Origin of the sequence: Bradyrhizobium tropiciagri, from assembly GCF_018130545.1 — a bacterium.
Taxonomy (GTDB): Bacteria; Pseudomonadota; Alphaproteobacteria; order Rhizobiales; family Xanthobacteraceae; genus Bradyrhizobium; species Bradyrhizobium tropiciagri_A.
The window spans coordinates 1,014,667-1,031,322 of record NZ_JAFCKF010000002.1; the positions used below are offsets into that span (position 1 = coordinate 1,014,667).

The window sequence follows — 16,656 nt, forward strand, 5'->3', positions numbered from 1 at the left end:
GTTGATTTTGATGTGGCAGGGCCAGTCGGCCCGTCGTCCCGTGCTCCCGCCTTCTGAGCAGCTCGAGTCCTTTCCGAAGGTCTCGAAGGGCTTGTCGCCGGAAACCGCGCCAACACAGGAAAGGACAACCATGCCTCTTTATGAGCATGTTTTTCTCGCGCGTCAGGATGCGAGCACCCAGCAGGTGGATGAACTGACGGCCCAGATGACGGGCATCGTCGAACAGGGCGGCGGCAAGGTCACCAAGACCGAGAGCTGGGGCGTGCGCTCCCTCACCTACCGCATGAACAAGAACCGCAAGGCGCATTTCGTGCTGATGAACATCGACGCTCCGTCGGCTGTCGTCACCGAGATCGAGCGCCAGGAGCGGATCAACGAAGACGTCATCCGTTACCTGACCGTGCGCGTCGAAGAGCACGAGGAAGGCCCGTCCGCGATGATGCGCAAGGCCGACCGCGATCGCGAGCGCGATGACCGTGGTGGTGGCTTCCGTGGCGACCGCGAAGGCGGTTTCCGTGGTGACCGCGAAGGTGGTGGTTTCCGTGGCGACCGTGGCCCGCGCCGTCCGCGCGAAGAAGAAGCTGCGACCGAGGAGTAATGAATCATGGCTGATGCTGGTGCCCGCCGTCCGTTTTTCCGTCGTCGCAAGTCCTGCCCGTTCACGGGCGCGAATGCGCCGAAGATCGACTACAAGGATTCCAAGCTGCTGATGCGTTACGTCTCCGAGCGCGGCAAGATCGTGCCGAGCCGCATCACGGCCGTGTCCGCCAAGAAGCAGCGTGAGCTCGCCCGCGCCATCAAGCGCGCGCGCTTCCTCGGCCTGCTGCCCTACGTGATCCGCTAATCGTTTCCGGCCGGCGGCATACGCCGCCGGCCGCTCATTCTCATAAGGCTTCCGGGTCGTCCGGTCGCCGATGGTTGGGGTTCTCAAAGCAGGACCCCTAACCGCTCAAAGGGGGCGGGACAGCTGATGATCGGAATATTCACCGTTGCACTTGCAGCCGGCGCCGCGTCGGCACTGATGTTCGCCTCGATCAGTTCGGGCGCGGCAATCTCGATATTGCTGTTCTATCTCGCACCGCTGCCGATCATGGTGGCGGCGCTCGGCTGGGGCCCCCTCGCCGCTGCCATCGGCGGTGTCGGTGCGGCGTCCGTGCTCGGCGCGATCTTCGGACTTCCCTACAGCATCGCATTTGCCATGATGGTCGCCGTGCCCGGCTGGTGGCTCGGCCATCTCGCGCTGCTCGGACGGCCGAGCGCTACGGGCGATAGCGCCACCCAGCAGCCGCCTGCGTTCGAATGGTATCCCGTCGGCCGCATCCTGCTCTGGATTACAGGTTTCGCGATCATCACGACGACCGCCGCGCTGCTCACGCTCGGCACCGATACCGACACGATCACCGGCACGTTGCGGCGTGGCCTGCTCAGGATGCTCAGCGCCGGCGAGCAGGGCCAACCCAGCGGAGAAATCGAACGGCTGGTCGACGTCCTGGTGATCTTCGCGCCGCTCGCGGCAACGGTCATCGCAATGGTCACGCTGACGCTGAACCTGTGGCTCGCCGGCAAGATCACCCAGACCTCCGGGCGATTGAACCGGCCGTGGCCGGAGCTCCGCAGCACGGCGCTCCCTGCCATGACGCTGGTCGCGCTGCTGGTGGCGACAGCGTTCAGCTTCGTCGGCGGCATGCTGGCACTGCTGGCGCAGATCGTCACGATGGCGCTCGTGATCACCTATGCACTGGTCGGCTTCGCAGTGCTGCACACGCTGACGCTGTCGCTCGCCAATCGCGGCCTCTGGCTCGGCGGCATCTACGCCGTCGTCGTCATGTTCGGCTGGCCAATCATTGCAATTTTCGCGCTCGGCATCGCCGACGCGGTGTTCGGACTGCGCCAACGCTATCTGCAGACACGGCCGCCGCCGTTGCCCGCGGAGTGAAATTCGATCCAACCACTTAAACCGATACTTAGCATCTCAAAGGAGAACGAAAATGGAAGTCATTCTGCTCGAACGCGTTGCCAAGCTTGGCCAGATGGGCGAAGTCGTGCGCGTCAAGGACGGGTTCGCCCGCAATTTCCTTCTGAAGCGCGGCAAGGCGCTGCGCGCCACCGAGGCGAACCGCGCCAAGTATGACGGCATGAAGGCCGAGCTCGAGGCCAACAACATCAAGGCCAAGGGCGAAGCCGCCGTGGTCGCCGAGAAGATCGACGGCCGTGACATCATCATCATCCGCCAGGCCTCCGAGTCCGGCCAGCTGTTCGGCTCGGTCACGGTGCGCGACATCGTCACTGCGCTCGCCGCCGACGGCGTCACCGTTGCCCGTCCGCAGGTCTGGCTCGACTCGCCGATCAAGGTGATCGGCGCGCAGAAGGTCACGATCGCGGTTCACCCCGAGGTCGAGACCAGCGTCACCGTGACGGTCGCCCGCTCCGCCGAAGAAGCCGAGCGCATCAAGCGCGGCGAGGACATCTCGACCCGTCAGGAAGACCAGGACGCCGCCGCCGAGGCGCTCGCCGCCGCCGGCGAGTTCTTCGATCCGGAAGCCCAGCACGACGACGAAGCCGCGCCGGCTCCGGCCGCCGAAGAGAAGTAAGCTTCTCGCCATCGCTCGATCGACTGAAGCCCGGCCCTCATCAGGCCGGGCTTTGGATTCGTGCCGCCGCCTGGTCGTCGAGCATGGCGATCGATGCGAGCGCGGTCGCGGTGTGCTTCTCCTTGCCGTCGATAAGGCAGAACACGTCGGCTGCGACCACGGCGACCTGACGTCCCGGCTTGATCACCCGTGCCCGGCAGATCAGCCGATCGCCCGACGCCGGCGACAGCAGGTTCAATTTGTACTCCGCGGTCAACGCCGGCTGGCCGCGCGACGTCGCCGCCGCGATCGTGGTGGCGTTGTCGACCAGGAACGCCGTCACCCCGCCGTGAAACAGGCCGTGCTGCTGCAACAGCTCCGGTCGCCGGTCGACCGCGAGCGTGCACGCCCCGCGCGACAGTTCGGCCACCTCAGCACCGACCAAGCCCATGAAGCCCTGGCGGCCGACATTGTCGCGAATCCGCGTCGCGATCGGCGCAAAGTCCGGATCGATCTCGCTCATGACGTTCCTCCTGCTCGCTCCGGCGCACCCGGCGCCACCACCGCGCGGATCGCGCAGGCGATCAGCGTCTGGACTTGTTCGCGCGGATCGCTGGTGTGGCGGCCCGACAGATAGGCGCGGCAGAAGATCTGCGCCGGCCCGATGATCTGACTGAAGAACAGCATTGGACTCATCGGCAGCAATTCGCCGCGCGCGAGCAGCGGTGCGCGCCAGCGCTCGATGCCCTCGGTGAGCCGCGAATTCTCGGTGCGCTGCGCGTCGCGCACCTCCTCGCCCCACTCGCTGCGCGAAATCTCGAACAGGAAACGCGCCTCGCGCCTCGAGGTCACGACCCAATCGAGATGGGCGTGGATCAGCCGCGCGACGCCTTCGCTGGCGCCGTGCGCGTCATCGACGGAGGTGATGATCGCGGCGTGATAGGCCTGCAGGATTTCCAGGAACAGGGTTCCAGCGAGCTCCTTCTTCGAGGTGAAGAAGTGGAAGAAGCTGCCGTTGGACGCACGGGCACGGGAGCGGATCTCGGCCACCGTGGCACCGTCGAAGCCGTCGCGGTCGAACACCGCCAGTCCCGCCGCCAGCAGATCGTCGCGTGCCGTGCTCACACCGTCTCCCCGTCGTCGCCTCGCCTAGATCAACACTCTAGAGTTTTACTCTAGTGACAGTCAAATGAATACGCCGGACCTCACGGCCCGGCGTTTGCGATTACCGATTACTTCGAGGTCGGAGCTTCCGGCGTACCGGAGCCCGACGTCGTCGGGGGCGGAGGTGGTGGCGGCGGCGGCGGCGGCGGCGCGGCTGCACTCACCGGCGGTGCAGCGGGTGCCGGTGCGGGGGATGCGGCAGCGGCAGGCTCAGGTGCCGGCGTGACCTGCGGAACCGGGTCGGAACGCACGGCTGAAGGCTCGCTGCTGCTCTTCGGCGCGTCGAGCTTGGCCGCGTCAGGCTGGCTGGCGGGCTTCGCCGGCTTCTCGGCCTCACCCTTGTCCTCATGCTTCACAGCCGTCTGGGCCTTCGGCTCGTCACCGGAGGTCTCGCCCTTGGGCGCCTCCCCCGACTTCGGTTCCTCGACCGGCTTGCCACGGCGGCCATGCTTCTGGCGCGACGGCTTGCCCTCGCTTGCGGCCTGCGGCGGCTGGCCGTCCTCTGGCTTGGCGCCCTCGGGCGTTTCGGTCGGGCGCGCCATGCGCCGGCCGCGGTGGCCCTGACGACCCTCGCCCGGCGCCTGGGTCAGACCGTCGGCATCCGGCTTTGCACCTTCCCTGGCGCCTTCCTGTGGCGCGGCACCCTGACGCTGCCGGCGCGACGGGCGCTCGGAGGCCTGCTCCGGAGGCTGGTTTGCCTCCTGCCTGCCTTCCCTGCCCTTGGCTCCCTTTGGCTGATCCTTGGCCTGGTAACGCGGGTCGTTAGCACCGTTCGAAATCAGGTAGGACGACAGCACGCCGGCCATGTCGCTCGACGTGGTGTAATGCTGGCGCAGGAAGCCCGGCAGCGAACCGGCCGGCACGGTCTTCAGCAGACCGCGCGGGCTCTTGTGGCAGGCGGTGCAGGTGTTTGCGAAAATCTGGGAGGGGCTTTTGCCGGCCTCGAGGTTTTGTGCGCGCACTGACCCGGCCGACAGGCCAATCAGAAGCGTCACCGTCGCCAGACTGAGGGCTCGGCTCAACATCCTTAAGTCTCCAGATTCCGGAAAATTCGCCGCCTGCGCCTGATGGATCGGCCGCGGCGGTCACCTTTTAGACGATTATCGCGCGAATGGAAGCGCGCGCGTGACGCATCCACGCAATTGTCACATTTTGGAATATCGGCTTTGAGCACAACGCAATAGCGCGATCCAATTCCCTTCCTATGTTTTGTTTGGGGACACATTGGAGTGATCAGCTCCGGTGGTGTCGGTGTGCAGCTTGCCGTTCCGTTGGTGTCTCGATGGACCGATTGTTGCGATATTTCTTGGGGCGCTTCATCCGCCGCGGTTCGATCACGTTCACGACCGCAAGTGGCGCTCGATTCAAATGCGGTGACGGCACCGGCGTTCCGGTCGCCGCGCGCTTCATGACCAGGGCGGCCGAAGTCCGCATCCTGGTCGATCCCGAACTTTATCTCGGCGAAGCCTTCATGGACGGCACGTTCGTGGTGGAACAAGGCACCATCGCCGATGTGCTGGCCGTCCTGATGGGCCAGGCAGCCATGTTGCCGAACTTTGCCCGGCTGCAGGCCTGGCTGCGCTTCCTCGGACGCCGTGCCCAGCAGATCAATGTGCGCGGCCGCTCCAGAAGCAATGTCGCCCGCCATTACGACCTCGACGGCCGGCTCTATTCCCTCTTCCTCGACGCCGACAAGCAATACAGCTGCGCCTATTTCGAGACTCCGGACGCGGCGCTGGACGACGCCCAGCTCGCCAAGAAGCGCCACCTTGCGGCAAAACTCCTGATCAAGCCCGGCCATCGCCTGCTCGATATCGGATCCGGCTGGGGAGGGCTCGGGCTCTATCTTGCCGAGATGAGCGGAGCGAACGTGACCGGCGTCACGCTGTCGACCGAGCAGCTGCAGATCTCCAACGCCCGGTCGGCGGAGCGGAACCTGTCGCAGTCGGCGCGCTTCCTGATGCAGGACTACCGCGACATCCCCGGCCCGTTCGACCGCATCGTCTCGGTCGGCATGTTCGAGCATGTCGGGGTCGCTTATTACGAGACCTTCTTCAAGCGCTGCGCCGAGCTCTTGAGCGACGACGGCGTCATGATGCTGCATTCGATCGGCCGCTCGACCGGCCCCGACGTCACCAGCCCCTGGATCCGCAAGTACATTTTCCCCGGCGGCTACATCCCGGCGCTGTCCGAGGTTATGCCGGCGATCGAGAAGGCCGGCCTGCTGATCTGCGACATGGAGATCCTGCGGCTGCACTATGCCGAGACGCTCAAGGCGTGGCGCGAGCGCTTCATGGCGCGGCGTGAGGAGGCCGTGCGGCTCTACGACGAGACCTTCGCGCGGATGTGGGAATTCTACCTCGCAGCCTCGGAGATGTCGTTCCGCGTGCAGAACATGATGAACTTCCAGCTCCAGCTCACCAAGCGCCAGGGCGTTGTCCCGATCACCCGCGACTATATCGGCCGCGAGGAAGCCCGGCTGCGGCTGAAGGAAGCCGGCGCGGCGAAGCCCCGGCTGCAACTCGCCGGCGAGTAAACCTGCAAGAATGGGTGCTGCTAGTTGCGGAGGCTGTAGGCCGACCCGCAATGGGTAAAGGTCGGCGCCGGACGGGCCAGATGGGCCGCGGCGGCCGAGATCAACCTGGCATCGCAGGGGGTATTCCGGACCTCCGGACGCGCGGTCTGCTCCATGGCGTCGACAAGCGCCACCAGCCAGCGGCGGTCCATACCGCCTGCCCGGCCAAGCCCCGATCGCGCTGTCTGAAACTCCTGAGCCATCGCCGCCGTATCTTCCCTGAGCGAATACAACCCGGAATCCGCCGGGTCGTTCCCGCGATCCTGCCGCAAAGAAAATGCGTCAGGTGTGATCTGCTTCACAGAGGTCTGTTCCGGGCTGTCGTAGTGGTCCGGAATGACCCGAGAAACGCACCAGACGATGTTGGACCCGCAGCGCGATATCGCGACCGACTACGCCCTGATCGCCACCGGCGTGGTGGCCGCCTTGGTTGCGCTGGCTTTCCTCATCCTGATCTGAGGAACCGGCCAGCAGCCGCCTCGCCTTTGCATGGGTCGGCTCGCCCTCAAAAAAGGTTCAGGCCGCGTCCGGGTTTTGCTGACCATTTCTGATCGGCCGCCTTCCGCCCGATTTCGGGCAAAACCCCGTCAAGCGGAATGCATCCGGCTGCCGCGGATTCACACATGGCGTTGTGTGAATCGTGCATAAGAAACATCCGTCCTTTCGCTTCGTGCCCGGCTGGCGCTTGATCGCCGCCCCACATCCGAAAATCGCAGCAACGACGAAATCAGAAGAATAAGCTCGTCCATGGCCTTGATTGATTCGAACGTCCACAAGCTCCCGTCCGACGCCGCATCGCCGAGCTATCGGAATGCGCCGCACAACATCGAAGCGGAACAAGGTCTGCTGGGCGCCATCCTGGTCAACAATGACGCCTTCTATCGCGTGTCCGACTTTCTCGAACCGAAGCACTTCTTCGAAATCATCCATCAGCAGATCTACGAGACAGCCGGTAGCCTGATCCGGATGGGCAAGGTTGCGACGCCCGTCACCTTGAAGACCTTCCTGCCGGCCGAGCTCGACCTCGGCGGCATGACGGTCAGCCAATATCTCGCCCGCCTTGCTGCCGAAGCGACCACCATCATTAACGCCCACGACTACGGGCGCACGGTTTACGACCTCAGCCTGCGCCGTAACCTGATCCAGATCGGCGAGGAGATCGTCAACGTCGCCTACGACGCGCCGGTCGATTTCGCTCCGCGTGCGCAGATCGAGGACGCGGAGCGGCAGCTTTACGCACTCGCCGAAACCGGCCGCTATGACGGCGGCTTCCAGCGCTTTGCCGATGCGCTCACGGTTGCCGTCGACATGGCGGCAAAGGCATTCCAGCGCGACGGCAAGCTGTCGGGCATCTCGACCGGCCTGCGCGATCTCGACGCCCGCATGGGCGGCTTGCAACCCTCCGACCTCATCGTGCTCGCCGGCCGCCCCGGCATGGGCAAGACGTCGCTCGCCACCAACATCGCCTACAACATCGCCAAGGCCTATGTGCCCGAGGTCCAGGCCGACGGCACCGTCAAGGCCGCTAACGGAGGCTCGGTCGGCTTCTTCTCCTGCGAAATGAGCGGCGAGCAGCTCGCCACCCGTATTCTCGCCGAACGCACCGGAATCCCATCGAGCCACATCCGCCGCGGCGGCATCTCCGAGCTCGACTTCGAGAAGATCCGCGATTGCTCGATCGAGTTGCAGTCGCTGCCGTTCTATGTCGACGAAACCGGCGGCCTCTCGATCTCGCAGCTCACCGCGCGTGCGCGGCGGCTCAAGCGTCAGAAGGGTCTCGACCTGATCGTGATCGACTACATCCAGCTGCTGCAGGGTTCGGGCAAGAAGGGCAACGACAACCGCGTGCAGGAAATCACCGAGATCACCACCAATTTGAAGGCGCTGGCCAAGGAGCTCAACGTCCCGGTGATCGCATTGTCGCAGCTGTCGCGTCAGGTCGAAAACCGCGACGACAAGCGGCCGCAATTGTCCGACCTGCGTGAATCCGGATCGATCGAGCAGGACGCCGACGTCGTGATGTTCGTGTACCGCGAGGAATACTACCTCGCGAACAAGGAGCCTCGCCCCGGCACCCCCGAGCACGAGAAGTGGCAGATGGAAATGGGTCTCGCCCACGGCAAGGCCGAAGTCATCATCGGCAAGCAGCGTCACGGCCCGACCGGCACCGTCGAACTGCACTTCGAGGCCAGCGTCACCCGGTTCGGCGATCTCGCGGCCGACGGTCAGGTTCCGGATCACTCCCATTGATTCCGCTGCGCGGTTGAACGGCGGAAGCCCGCCGCGTACAACTGCGCCATGAACATCGTGACCGACGCGAAATCGCAGCTGACGCCCGAAGCCAATCTGCTGGCGGCCCACCCGGCCGCCACCGGCATCCTGACCATCGACCTCGACGCCATCATCGCCAACTGGCGCAAGCTCGAGAAGACCGCAGTCCCCGCCGAATGCGCCGCCGTGGTCAAGGCCAACGCCTATGGCTGCGGCGCCGAGCAGGTTTCGCGGGCGCTCGCCAAGGCGGGCTGCAAAACCTTCTTCGTCGCGAATATCGAGGAGGCCGCCGCGGTGCGCGCGGCCGCCCCCCAGGCGACCGTGTATTCGCTCGGCGGCTTCTTCCAGCAGACCGGCGAGGCCTACGCCAAGATCGACTGCAAGCCTGTGATCGGCGATCTCAACGAACTCGCCGAATGGGACGTGTTCTGCCGCCGCTCAGGCTGGTCCGGCGGTGCCGCCATCCATATCGACACCGGCATGAACCGGCTCGGGCTGACGGTCAGCGAAGCGCAGGGCATCATCCCGCGGATCAATGCCGGCGATCATGGCATCACGCTGGTGATGAGCCACCTCGTCTCCGCCGAGTTGCTCAACAGTCCGGTCAACGCCAGGCAGCTGGCGAGCTTCCGCGAGATCGCAAGCCTGTTCACCGGCGTGCCGGTCTCGCTGGCGAACTCCTCTGGCGTGTTCCTCGGTGCCCAATTCCAGTTCGAGATGGTGCGGCCGGGCTGCGCGCTCTACGGCGTCAATCCGACACCGGAAGCCGACAACCCGATGCAGCAGGTCGTCGACCTCAAGGCGCGCATCGTGCAGATCCGCAACATCGATCGCGGCGAGACCGTCGGCTATGGCGGCACCTGGACCGCGCGCCGGCCGACCCGGCTTGCGATCGTCGCCGCCGGGTATGCCGATGGCTATTTCCGCGCCGCGAGCGCCAATGACGGCACCCGCGGCGCCGAGGTCGTGGTTGCCGGCAAGCGCTGCCCGATCGCCGGCCGCGTCTCGATGGATTTGATCGCGGTCGACATCACCGACCTCGACAAGAATGCGGTGCGCCGCGGCCACATGGTGACCTTGATCGGCGAAGGCATCACCGTCGACGAGGTCGCGCATCATTTCGGCACCATCGGCTATGAGGTGCTGACCAGCCTCGGCCGCCGCTTCGTGCGCATCTACAAGGGCGGCGATGCCGTCGCCGCGACGAGCAACGCGGACGCCGAGAAAGTCGATGCGGTCGCCGAGAAGAGCGAGCCGGCAGCGGCGCAAGCAGCGCCGCCAGGCTTGCCGACAGCAGCGCCGCCTGCGCCGCCGCCATTGCCCTCCGCCTGACGACGTGATCCGTCGCGATTGCACGTGCGCATGAAGATCGCGACCTTCAACATCAACAACGTCAACCGCCGGCTGCCGAACCTGCTGCGCTGGCTCAAGACCGCCAAACCCGACGTCGTCAGCTTGCAGGAGTTGAAGGCCAGCGACGCCGAGTTTCCGGCCGCTGCGCTCGCGAAGGCCGGCTACGGCGCGGTGTGGCAGGGACAACAGACCTGGAACGGCGTCGCTATCCTCGCGCGCAAGGCAGACCCGGTTCTGATCCGCACCGCCCTGCCCGGTGACCGCGACGACCACGAGGCGCGCTACATCGAGGCCGCGGTGCGCGGCATCGTCGTCACCAGCCTCTATCTGCCGAACGGCAATCCGCAGCCCGGACCGAAATTCGAATACAAGCTCGCCTGGCTCAAGCGGCTGCGTGCCCATGCCGGCAAGCTGCTGAGGCAGAAGGTCCCCGTCGTGCTCGCCGGCGACTACAACGTCGCGCCGACGCCATTCGACATCTATCCGACCCGCTCCTGGGACAAGGACGCGCTGATCCAGCCGAAGAGCCGAGCCGCATTCAAGGCGCTGGTCGATCAGGGCTGGTGCGATGCGATCCGCACGCTGCACCCCGATCAGCCGATGTTCACGTTCTGGGACTACATGCGCCAGCGCTGGCCGCGCGATGCCGGCCTCCGGCTCGATCATCTCCTGCTCAGCCCGGACCTGGCGGCACGGCTCGCGAAAGCCGGCGTCGACCGCGACGTTCGTGGCGAGGAAGGTGCGAGTGATCATGCCCCGGCATGGGTGGTGTTGCGGTGATGGCTGGTGATGGCGCCTGCCCCACAACGACTGTCGTCCCTGCGAAAGCAGGGACCCATACTCCGCAGCCAGTGTTGTGAATGGGACTCGTCGTTCGGGCGTCGCTCAACAATGATTGCCTGTGGTTATGGGTCCCTGCTTTCGCAGGGACGACGGTGAGAAATCGATCCACCTGGCTAGGGTGTCATCACCCGCGAAAGCGGGTGATCCAGTATTCCAGAGGCAGCAGTGCTTGAGCCGAGAAGTCGCGGCGTACTGGATCGCCCGGTCGAAGCCGGGCGATGACAGATGTGGGTGGGGCGGTGCCGGCGAATGCGGCCGGATGTGGCGAACCGGGTACAGCCGCAGGTCGTGCCCTTCGCTTACAATCGCGACGATTTTTGATTCATGCATTGGGCCTGCTCATGAAGACATATTTTGTCGCCGCCTCCATGCTGATGCTCGGCATTGCAAGCGCCTCAGCCGCCGACCTCGCCGCCCGCCCTTACGTCAAGGCGCCGCCGATCGTCGCGGCCACGACTGACTGGAGCGGCTTCTATGTCGGCGCCAATGGCGGCGGCGGCTGGAGCCGCAATTGCTGGGACATCGTGCCGTTCACCATCGCCAATCCGACGCTTGGCGTATTGAACTTCAACGGACCCGAAGGTTGCCATACTGCGAGCGGCGCCACCGCCGGCGGCCAGATCGGCTATCGCTGGCAGCATGCGGCCTGGGTATTCGGCCTGGAAGCGCAGGGCAATTGGGCCGACCTCTCCGGCTCGAACCCGTCCATCGCGCCGTTGTTTACGGGCTTCGAGAACCGCACCAAGATCGATGCCATCGGCCTGTTCACCGGACAGATCGGCTACTCCTGGGGCGCCTTCCTGCTTTACGCAAAGGGCGGCGCGGCCGTGATGCGCGATCGCTATGAGAGCGTCATCACTCCGGCCTTCGGCCTCGGCCTGCCGGTGGGCTTCATCGCCGACCGCGGCAGCGAAACGCGCTGGGGCGGCGTGATCGGCGCCGGCGCCGAATATGCCATCGCGCACAACTGGTCGATGGCGCTCGAATACGATCACCTGTTCATGGGGACCGACACCGTTCATCTGACCTACGATCCCGCCTTCATCGCCGCGATCAACCATGACGAGCGCGTCCGCCAGGACGTCGACATGGTGACGGTGCGCGTCAACTACCGCTTCGGCGGCCCGGTCGTCGCGAAATACTGACGCCGCGCACGATCGCCTGTCCGTGGTTCAGCGGCGCCCTTGCGCCGCCTCGACCCATCAGGTCACACTGAGCCTCCGCTCCCGAGACTGAACGGTTGCTCGCGAGCACGTCCCGGAGCGCACGTGGGCTTCCTCTTCGTCCTCATCGTCGGCCTGGTTGCCGGCACCATCTCGGGCATCGTCGGCACCGGCTCGTCGATCATGCTGATGCCGGTGCTGGTCTATCAATACGGCCCGAAGCAGGCTGTGCCGATCATGGCGGTGGCCGCCGTCATGGCCAACCTGTCGCGCATCCTGGCCTGGTGGCGTGAGGTCGACTGGCGCGCCTGCGCCGCCTATTCGATCACGGGCATTCCGGCCGCCGCCCTCGGCGCGCGCACTCTGCTCGCTTTGCCCTCGCATGCGGTCGATATCGCGATCGGCGTGTTCCTGATCGCGATGGTGCCGGTGCGGCACTGGCTGGCGCAACACGAGTTGAAGGCCAAGCTCTGGCATCTCGCCGTCGGCGGCGCCGTGATCGGCTATCTCACCGGCGTCGTGGTTTCGACCGGCCCGCTGAGCGTGCCGCTGTTCCTGTTCTACGGCCTCAGCAAGGGCGCCTTCCTCGCCACCGAGGCGGCGAGCTCGCTCGGGCTCTATGTCAGCAAGTCGGTGACCTTCGAGCGGTTCGGCGCGCTGACACCAGACATTGCGCTGAAGGGCCTGATCGCCGGCGCCTCGCTGATGGCCGGCGCCTTCATCGCCAAACGCTTCGTGCTGCACATGAAGCCGGAGGCGTTCCGCCTGATCATGGACGGCATCATGCTGGCGGCCGGCGTGTCGCTGCTGTGGTCGGCAATGACGCAGTAGGCTCGCGGGCATGGCGTGATTTTACGGGGGTCGACGCTCCTGGACGCTGTACTAAAGAGCCCGCTGAGCGCCCAGTTCCCGGTGTTATCCGGATTGCCCCCATCGGGCGACTGCGTTTATGACGATCTCATTACTTGCACTCGATCGTTTGCGGACAAGAACTTTGCTCCAGCGGGCATCACAGGGTTGATCGACGACCCGGATGCGAATCTCCAGGAGTCAGGCGGCACAAGGCGCGCAATCGAGCGCGCAGCTCGACGTCTGATGTCGGCCTGACGGATTCGGGATCGCAAGTCGAAGCATTTGGACAAGCGGGTTGTGAGAACCCGTGACAGGCGGGAAAGGCAGACGCGCGATGCGCAAGTTGATGATCACAAGCATGACGGTCGTGACGCTCGCTGTTGCCGGCGCGGCTTTCTGGCCGACAGCAAAGCCCGATGTCGCGCAGTTCGGAGACAGCGTCTACGAGACGATCTGGGTCTGGCGAATTCCGGCCTACGCGAGCAATCCGTCATGGCGCGTGCGCTGGAGCTGGAGCGATCCGCTGCGCGCGCAAGCAAGATGCTGCCGGGCTTTGCCGACGGCCTTGGTGCCGCGTGAGAATCCTCTGCTGCTGTCCGGGCGAGACATCCACGTCTAGCGTTGCGGCCTCGAGCAACATTTGGGTTCCTCGCGCCGGAGAGCATTTGATTCAAATTCTCGCTGTAGTTGAACTTACTTTTTATCCTTAACCAGAAACACGATCTTTAATTTACATCCACAAGGTGTGGTTTACCTTGTCTCCGCGAACACAGCGGATTCAGGGACAACACGATGCGTCAGCTAAGCCTCACCCTGTCGCTGGCTTTGCTTCTGGCAGCGCAAGGCTTCAGCGTCGCCGCGGACGATACAAGACCTGGCCAATCGGCTGTCGCCACTGACCGTGTCAAATGCTCGTTGCAACCAAAGCCTGAGGAACCACCCGATCCGTCGTCGACCTCGGCCATTCCTCACCCTGAAAAGTTCGTTGCGCGGGAACATTTCAAGGAAGACATCGCCTCGAGCGCAGCGGTGAAAATCTCCTGGCTGGGTGCAACCTTCGCGCAACGCTTCACGAACAAGGTCGAGGACGATATCAGCGACGCATCGCTGCAAAGCTTCGTCCTGAGCGCGGCCGCAAGCGACAGGGAGATCCTGGCCAAATTGGGTCAGAGCCAGGAGAGCAGATTGGCTGACGTCTGGTGCACGTTGAAGCAACAGCCCAATGGCAACAGCGGTCCGCTGGAGATCAACGCCAAGCCGAACGTGTTTTACGTCCGCGACATCGCAGGGGAGCTTGGTGCTGTCGACGTGCTCTGGGGCGGTGTCGGCTGGGAGATCGGCGCAAGCCCGATCGGCGACAAGCCGCGATGGCCGGCTGGAACACGGGTGTTCTCCCGCTGACTGCCATCCGCCGGAGCCTCGCAACATGAAATCCTTCGAACTGTCGCTGTCCTGGATCCGGCTTCGACCGAACATGCCTGGGCACGGCGACGGCGCCGGGCGTTGCCACCTCCCGATCCGTGCTATTGAAGGGATGCGGAATCGAGTTCCTTCATGGCCAAATCCACCCTCTCCTTCGTCTGCCAGAACTGTGGCGCGGCGTATAATCGCTGGCAGGGCAAGTGCGACTCCTGCGGCGAGTGGAACACGCTGGCCGAGGAGGACACCACGGGCTCGGTGCCGGTCTCGATCCGCTCAAAGCGCAAGGGACGTACGTTCGCGCTGGAATCGCTGTCCGGCAAAACCCAGGACGCGCCGCGGCTGTCGTCGGGCATGACCGAGCTCGACCGCGTCACCGGCGGCGGCTTCGTGCGCGGCTCGGTGCTGCTGGTCGGCGGCGATCCCGGCATCGGCAAATCGACGCTGCTGACCCAGGCCACCTCCATGATGGCGCGCGCCGGCCACCGCGCGGTCTATATCTCCGGCGAAGAGGCCGTCGCCCAGGTACGGCTGCGCGCCGAGCGGCTCGGGCTTGCGGACGCGCCCGTGCAGCTCGCCTCGGAGACCTCGGTCGAGGACATCGTCTCGACGCTGTCGGAAGGCGCGGTGCCGCGGCTGATCGTGATCGACTCGATCCAGACCATGTGGACCGACACGGTCGAATCCGCACCGGGCACCGTGACCCAGGTCCGCGCCTCGGCGCAGGCGCTCATTCGCTTCGCCAAGAAGACCGGTGCCGCGATCATCCTGGTCGGCCATGTCACGAAGGACGGCCAGATCGCCGGCCCCCGCGTGGTCGAGCATATGGTCGATGCGGTGCTGTCGTTCGAGGGCGAAGGCTCGCAGCAGTTCCGCATCCTGCGCTCGGTGAAGAACCGCTTCGGCGCCACCGACGAGATCGGCGTGTTCGAGATGACCGGGCTCGGGCTGCGCGAGGTCACTAATCCCTCTGAGTTGTTCCTCTCGGAACGCGAGCTCGGCAGTCCCGGCACGGCCGTGTTTGCCGGTATCGAGGGCACCCGCCCGGTGCTGGTCGAATTGCAGGCGCTGGTGGCGCCGACCTCGCTGGGCACGCCGCGCCGCGCGGTGGTCGGCTGGGACCCGAGCCGGCTGTCGATGGTGCTGGCGGTGCTGGAGGCGCATTGCGGCGTCAAATTGTCCGGACATGACGTCTATCTCAATGTCGCCGGCGGCCTGCGCATCCAGGAGCCGGCCGCCGACCTCGCCGCGGCCGCGGCGCTGGTGTCCTCGCTGGTGAATGCGCCGTTGCCGACGGATGCGGTCTATTTCGGCGAGATTTCGCTGTCGGGCGCGATCCGCCCGGTGGCGCAGACCCCGGCCCGGCTCAAGGAGGCGCTCAAGCTCGGCTTCGGCCGCGCCATCCTGCCCGAATCGGCCCGCGGCGAACCGGGCGGCGATATGGGCCTCTCGCTCAACAGCGTCGGCAATCTGACCACGCTGGTTGCCGAAATCGCCGCGCGCGGAACGCCCCGCGGCGGCCGGGCGGCGCCAAGGAACGACGAAACCGGCTCCGGAGACGCTGATAAGGCTGGGAAAAATGCCACACCGGCCCGATTCCGTCGCGAGACCACCTAAAGCAGGCGTGACGTCTCAGCCCCTCGCCGCTATACATCCGCCGCGCGGGACAGGTGGTGTTGCGGTCTTGCCGGATGCCCCCGATGCGCCTCAGTTAGGACGGCACCGACTTTGCCGATTCGCGAGAGCTCTTCACAGCGTAAGCCATTAACAGCGTACCGAAACGTACCAGCGGACCTGACCAGCCGATGCCCGTAACAATACTCGATCTCGTCCTGCTCGGCGTGATGCTGATCTCGGGCCTGCTTGCCATGGTGCGCGGCTTCATGCGCGAGATCCTGTCGATCGCGGCCTGGGGCGCCGCCGCGCTGGTCACGCTGTATGCTTTCTCGAAGCTGCTGCCGACCGCCAAGACTTACTTCAATAACGACACGGTCGCGGCCATCGTCGTGGTCGCCGGCACCTTCATCGGTACGCTGATCGTGGTTTCCGTGATCACGGTGCGGATTTCCGACATGATCCTGGATTCCCGGATCGGCGCGCTCGACCGCACCCTCGGCTTCCTGTTCGGGCTCGCCCGCGGCCTGCTGATCGTGGTCGTGGCGTTCATGTTCTTCACCTGGCTGGTTCCGGACAAGCAGCGGCCCGACTGGGTGACCGGCGCAAAGTCCCGGGTGGTGCTGCAGGGAACCGGGGATTGGCTCATGACGCTCTTGCCTGATGACCCCGAGAACACCATCTTAAAGAAGTTCAAGAAGAATAAGCCAGACGACGATTCTGCGGCTGATACCAATGATCAGGCGACGCCGGCGTCGGGTGATGGCTATAGCAAACCTGCGCGTGACAGCTTGAAAAAGCTGATCGAGAAACCCGCGGGCCGATAAACTAT

At 65.0% G+C, this 16,656-nt stretch carries 19 protein-coding genes; 15 read left to right on the top strand and 4 right to left on the bottom strand.

Features of this window, described 5'->3' with window-relative positions:
- The first annotated feature begins 130 nt into the window (after positions 1 to 130).
- The 4 genes from rpsF (at position 131) to rplI (ending at position 2,591) form a co-directional block, all read left to right on the top strand.
- Positions 131 to 598 carry a 30S ribosomal protein S6 gene (gene rpsF, locus JQ616_RS11450; RefSeq protein ID WP_163155312.1) on the top strand — a complete coding sequence of 156 codons (468 nt, stop codon included), beginning with the start codon at positions 131 to 133 and terminating at the stop codon, positions 596 to 598.
- Positions 599 to 604: 6 nt separating this feature from the next.
- Positions 605 to 844 carry a 30S ribosomal protein S18 gene (gene rpsR, locus JQ616_RS11455; protein ID WP_016844287.1) on the top strand — a complete coding sequence of 80 codons (240 nt, stop codon included), beginning with the start codon at positions 605 to 607 and terminating at the stop codon, positions 842 to 844.
- A gap of 126 nt (positions 845 to 970) precedes the next feature.
- Positions 971 to 1,936, top strand: a complete 966-nt coding sequence (locus tag JQ616_RS11460; protein WP_212014387.1) for a hypothetical protein — start codon at positions 971 to 973, stop codon at positions 1,934 to 1,936.
- Positions 1,937 to 1,988: 52 nt separating this feature from the next.
- A complete protein-coding gene (gene rplI / locus JQ616_RS11465; RefSeq protein ID WP_176531775.1) occupies positions 1,989 to 2,591 on the top strand; it encodes a 50S ribosomal protein L9 in 603 nt (200 codons plus the stop codon).
- A 40-nt stretch (positions 2,592 to 2,631) separates the two neighbouring features.
- Here the strand turns inward: rplI and JQ616_RS11470 are convergent, their stop codons facing one another.
- From JQ616_RS11470 to JQ616_RS11480, 3 genes are all read right to left on the bottom strand, one after another.
- Positions 2,632 to 3,093, bottom strand: coding sequence for a PaaI family thioesterase (locus JQ616_RS11470; protein WP_212014389.1), 462 nt, complete (start codon positions 3,091 to 3,093; stop codon positions 2,632 to 2,634).
- Positions 3,090 to 3,695: a TetR/AcrR family transcriptional regulator gene (locus JQ616_RS11475; RefSeq protein WP_212014390.1), complete on the bottom strand. Its 606-nt coding sequence runs from the start codon at positions 3,693 to 3,695 to the stop codon at positions 3,090 to 3,092. Before JQ616_RS11475 ends, JQ616_RS11470 begins: the two co-directional genes overlap by 4 nt.
- A gap of 107 nt (positions 3,696 to 3,802) precedes the next feature.
- Positions 3,803 to 4,759, bottom strand: a complete 957-nt coding sequence (locus JQ616_RS11480) for a hypothetical protein (protein ID WP_212014391.1) — start codon at positions 4,757 to 4,759, stop codon at positions 3,803 to 3,805.
- Between the two features lie 257 nt (positions 4,760 to 5,016).
- Between JQ616_RS11480 and JQ616_RS11485 the strand changes: the two genes are divergently transcribed.
- A complete protein-coding gene (locus JQ616_RS11485) occupies positions 5,017 to 6,270 on the top strand; it encodes an SAM-dependent methyltransferase (RefSeq protein ID WP_212014392.1) in 1,254 nt (417 codons plus the stop codon).
- 20 nt (positions 6,271 to 6,290) lie between these two features.
- On the opposite strand, the gene JQ616_RS11490 is transcribed toward JQ616_RS11485, so the two are convergent.
- A complete protein-coding gene (locus JQ616_RS11490; protein WP_212014851.1) occupies positions 6,291 to 6,611 on the bottom strand; it encodes a hypothetical protein in 321 nt (106 codons plus the stop codon).
- A gap of 34 nt (positions 6,612 to 6,645) precedes the next feature.
- Here JQ616_RS11490 and JQ616_RS39635 point away from each other — a divergent pair, with 34 nt between their 5' ends.
- The 10 genes from JQ616_RS39635 to JQ616_RS11535 all read left to right on the top strand — a co-directional run bounded on the left by JQ616_RS39635 (position 6,646) and on the right by JQ616_RS11535 (position 16,651).
- Entirely contained in the window at positions 6,646 to 6,768 is a 123-nt protein-coding gene (locus tag JQ616_RS39635; RefSeq protein WP_283812622.1) for a hypothetical protein, read from the top strand.
- A 288-nt stretch (positions 6,769 to 7,056) separates the two neighbouring features.
- Entirely contained in the window at positions 7,057 to 8,559 is a 1,503-nt protein-coding gene (locus tag JQ616_RS11495; protein WP_212014393.1) for a replicative DNA helicase, read from the top strand.
- A 48-nt stretch (positions 8,560 to 8,607) separates the two neighbouring features.
- Positions 8,608 to 9,912 carry an alanine racemase gene (gene alr / locus JQ616_RS11500; protein ID WP_212014394.1) on the top strand — a complete coding sequence of 435 codons (1,305 nt, stop codon included), beginning with the start codon at positions 8,608 to 8,610 and terminating at the stop codon, positions 9,910 to 9,912.
- A gap of 30 nt (positions 9,913 to 9,942) precedes the next feature.
- Positions 9,943 to 10,713: an exodeoxyribonuclease III gene (locus JQ616_RS11505; RefSeq protein WP_212014395.1), complete on the top strand. Its 771-nt coding sequence runs from the start codon at positions 9,943 to 9,945 to the stop codon at positions 10,711 to 10,713.
- 404 nt (positions 10,714 to 11,117) lie between these two features.
- A complete protein-coding gene (locus JQ616_RS11510) occupies positions 11,118 to 11,921 on the top strand; it encodes an outer membrane protein (RefSeq protein WP_212014396.1) in 804 nt (267 codons plus the stop codon).
- Between the two features lie 123 nt (positions 11,922 to 12,044).
- A complete protein-coding gene (locus JQ616_RS11515) occupies positions 12,045 to 12,770 on the top strand; it encodes a sulfite exporter TauE/SafE family protein (protein ID WP_212014397.1) in 726 nt (241 codons plus the stop codon).
- A 355-nt stretch (positions 12,771 to 13,125) separates the two neighbouring features.
- Positions 13,126 to 13,410, top strand: coding sequence for a hypothetical protein (locus JQ616_RS11520; protein WP_212014398.1), 285 nt, complete (start codon positions 13,126 to 13,128; stop codon positions 13,408 to 13,410).
- A gap of 173 nt (positions 13,411 to 13,583) precedes the next feature.
- Entirely contained in the window at positions 13,584 to 14,192 is a 609-nt protein-coding gene (locus tag JQ616_RS11525) for a hypothetical protein (RefSeq protein ID WP_212014399.1), read from the top strand.
- Between the two features lie 153 nt (positions 14,193 to 14,345).
- Positions 14,346 to 15,827: a DNA repair protein RadA gene (gene radA / locus JQ616_RS11530; RefSeq protein WP_212014400.1), complete on the top strand. Its 1,482-nt coding sequence runs from the start codon at positions 14,346 to 14,348 to the stop codon at positions 15,825 to 15,827.
- Between the two features lie 188 nt (positions 15,828 to 16,015).
- Complete coding sequence (locus tag JQ616_RS11535; RefSeq protein WP_212014401.1) at positions 16,016 to 16,651, top strand: CvpA family protein; 636 nt, start codon at positions 16,016 to 16,018, stop codon at positions 16,649 to 16,651.
- The last annotated feature ends 5 nt before the right edge of the window (positions 16,652 to 16,656 follow it).

What these genes read in the sequence shown, in the direction of transcription:
- rpsF (WP_163155312.1), top strand. Translation starts at nt 131, where the DNA reads ATGCCTCTTTATGAGCATGTTTTTCTCGCGCGTCAGGATGCGAGCACC.
- rpsR (WP_016844287.1), top strand. Translation starts at nt 605, where the DNA reads ATGGCTGATGCTGGTGCCCGCCGTCCGTTTTTCCGTCGTCGCAAGTCC.
- JQ616_RS11460 (WP_212014387.1), top strand. Translation starts at nt 971, where the DNA reads ATGATCGGAATATTCACCGTTGCACTTGCAGCCGGCGCCGCGTCGGCA.
- rplI (WP_176531775.1), top strand. Translation starts at nt 1,989, where the DNA reads ATGGAAGTCATTCTGCTCGAACGCGTTGCCAAGCTTGGCCAGATGGGC.
- JQ616_RS11470 (WP_212014389.1), bottom strand. Translation starts at nt 3,093, where the DNA reads ATGAGCGAGATCGATCCGGACTTTGCGCCGATCGCGACGCGGATTCGC.
- JQ616_RS11480 (WP_212014391.1), bottom strand. Translation starts at nt 4,759, where the DNA reads ATGTTGAGCCGAGCCCTCAGTCTGGCGACGGTGACGCTTCTGATTGGC.
- JQ616_RS11485 (WP_212014392.1), top strand. Translation starts at nt 5,017, where the DNA reads ATGGACCGATTGTTGCGATATTTCTTGGGGCGCTTCATCCGCCGCGGT.
- JQ616_RS39635 (WP_283812622.1), top strand. Translation starts at nt 6,646, where the DNA reads ATGACCCGAGAAACGCACCAGACGATGTTGGACCCGCAGCGCGATATC.
- JQ616_RS11495 (WP_212014393.1), top strand. Translation starts at nt 7,057, where the DNA reads ATGGCCTTGATTGATTCGAACGTCCACAAGCTCCCGTCCGACGCCGCA.
- alr (WP_212014394.1), top strand. Translation starts at nt 8,608, where the DNA reads ATGAACATCGTGACCGACGCGAAATCGCAGCTGACGCCCGAAGCCAAT.
- JQ616_RS11505 (WP_212014395.1), top strand. Translation starts at nt 9,943, where the DNA reads ATGAAGATCGCGACCTTCAACATCAACAACGTCAACCGCCGGCTGCCG.
- JQ616_RS11510 (WP_212014396.1), top strand. Translation starts at nt 11,118, where the DNA reads ATGAAGACATATTTTGTCGCCGCCTCCATGCTGATGCTCGGCATTGCA.
- JQ616_RS11520 (WP_212014398.1), top strand. Translation starts at nt 13,126, where the DNA reads ATGCGCAAGTTGATGATCACAAGCATGACGGTCGTGACGCTCGCTGTT.
- JQ616_RS11525 (WP_212014399.1), top strand. Translation starts at nt 13,584, where the DNA reads ATGCGTCAGCTAAGCCTCACCCTGTCGCTGGCTTTGCTTCTGGCAGCG.
- radA (WP_212014400.1), top strand. Translation starts at nt 14,346, where the DNA reads ATGGCCAAATCCACCCTCTCCTTCGTCTGCCAGAACTGTGGCGCGGCG.
- JQ616_RS11535 (WP_212014401.1), top strand. Translation starts at nt 16,016, where the DNA reads ATGCCCGTAACAATACTCGATCTCGTCCTGCTCGGCGTGATGCTGATC.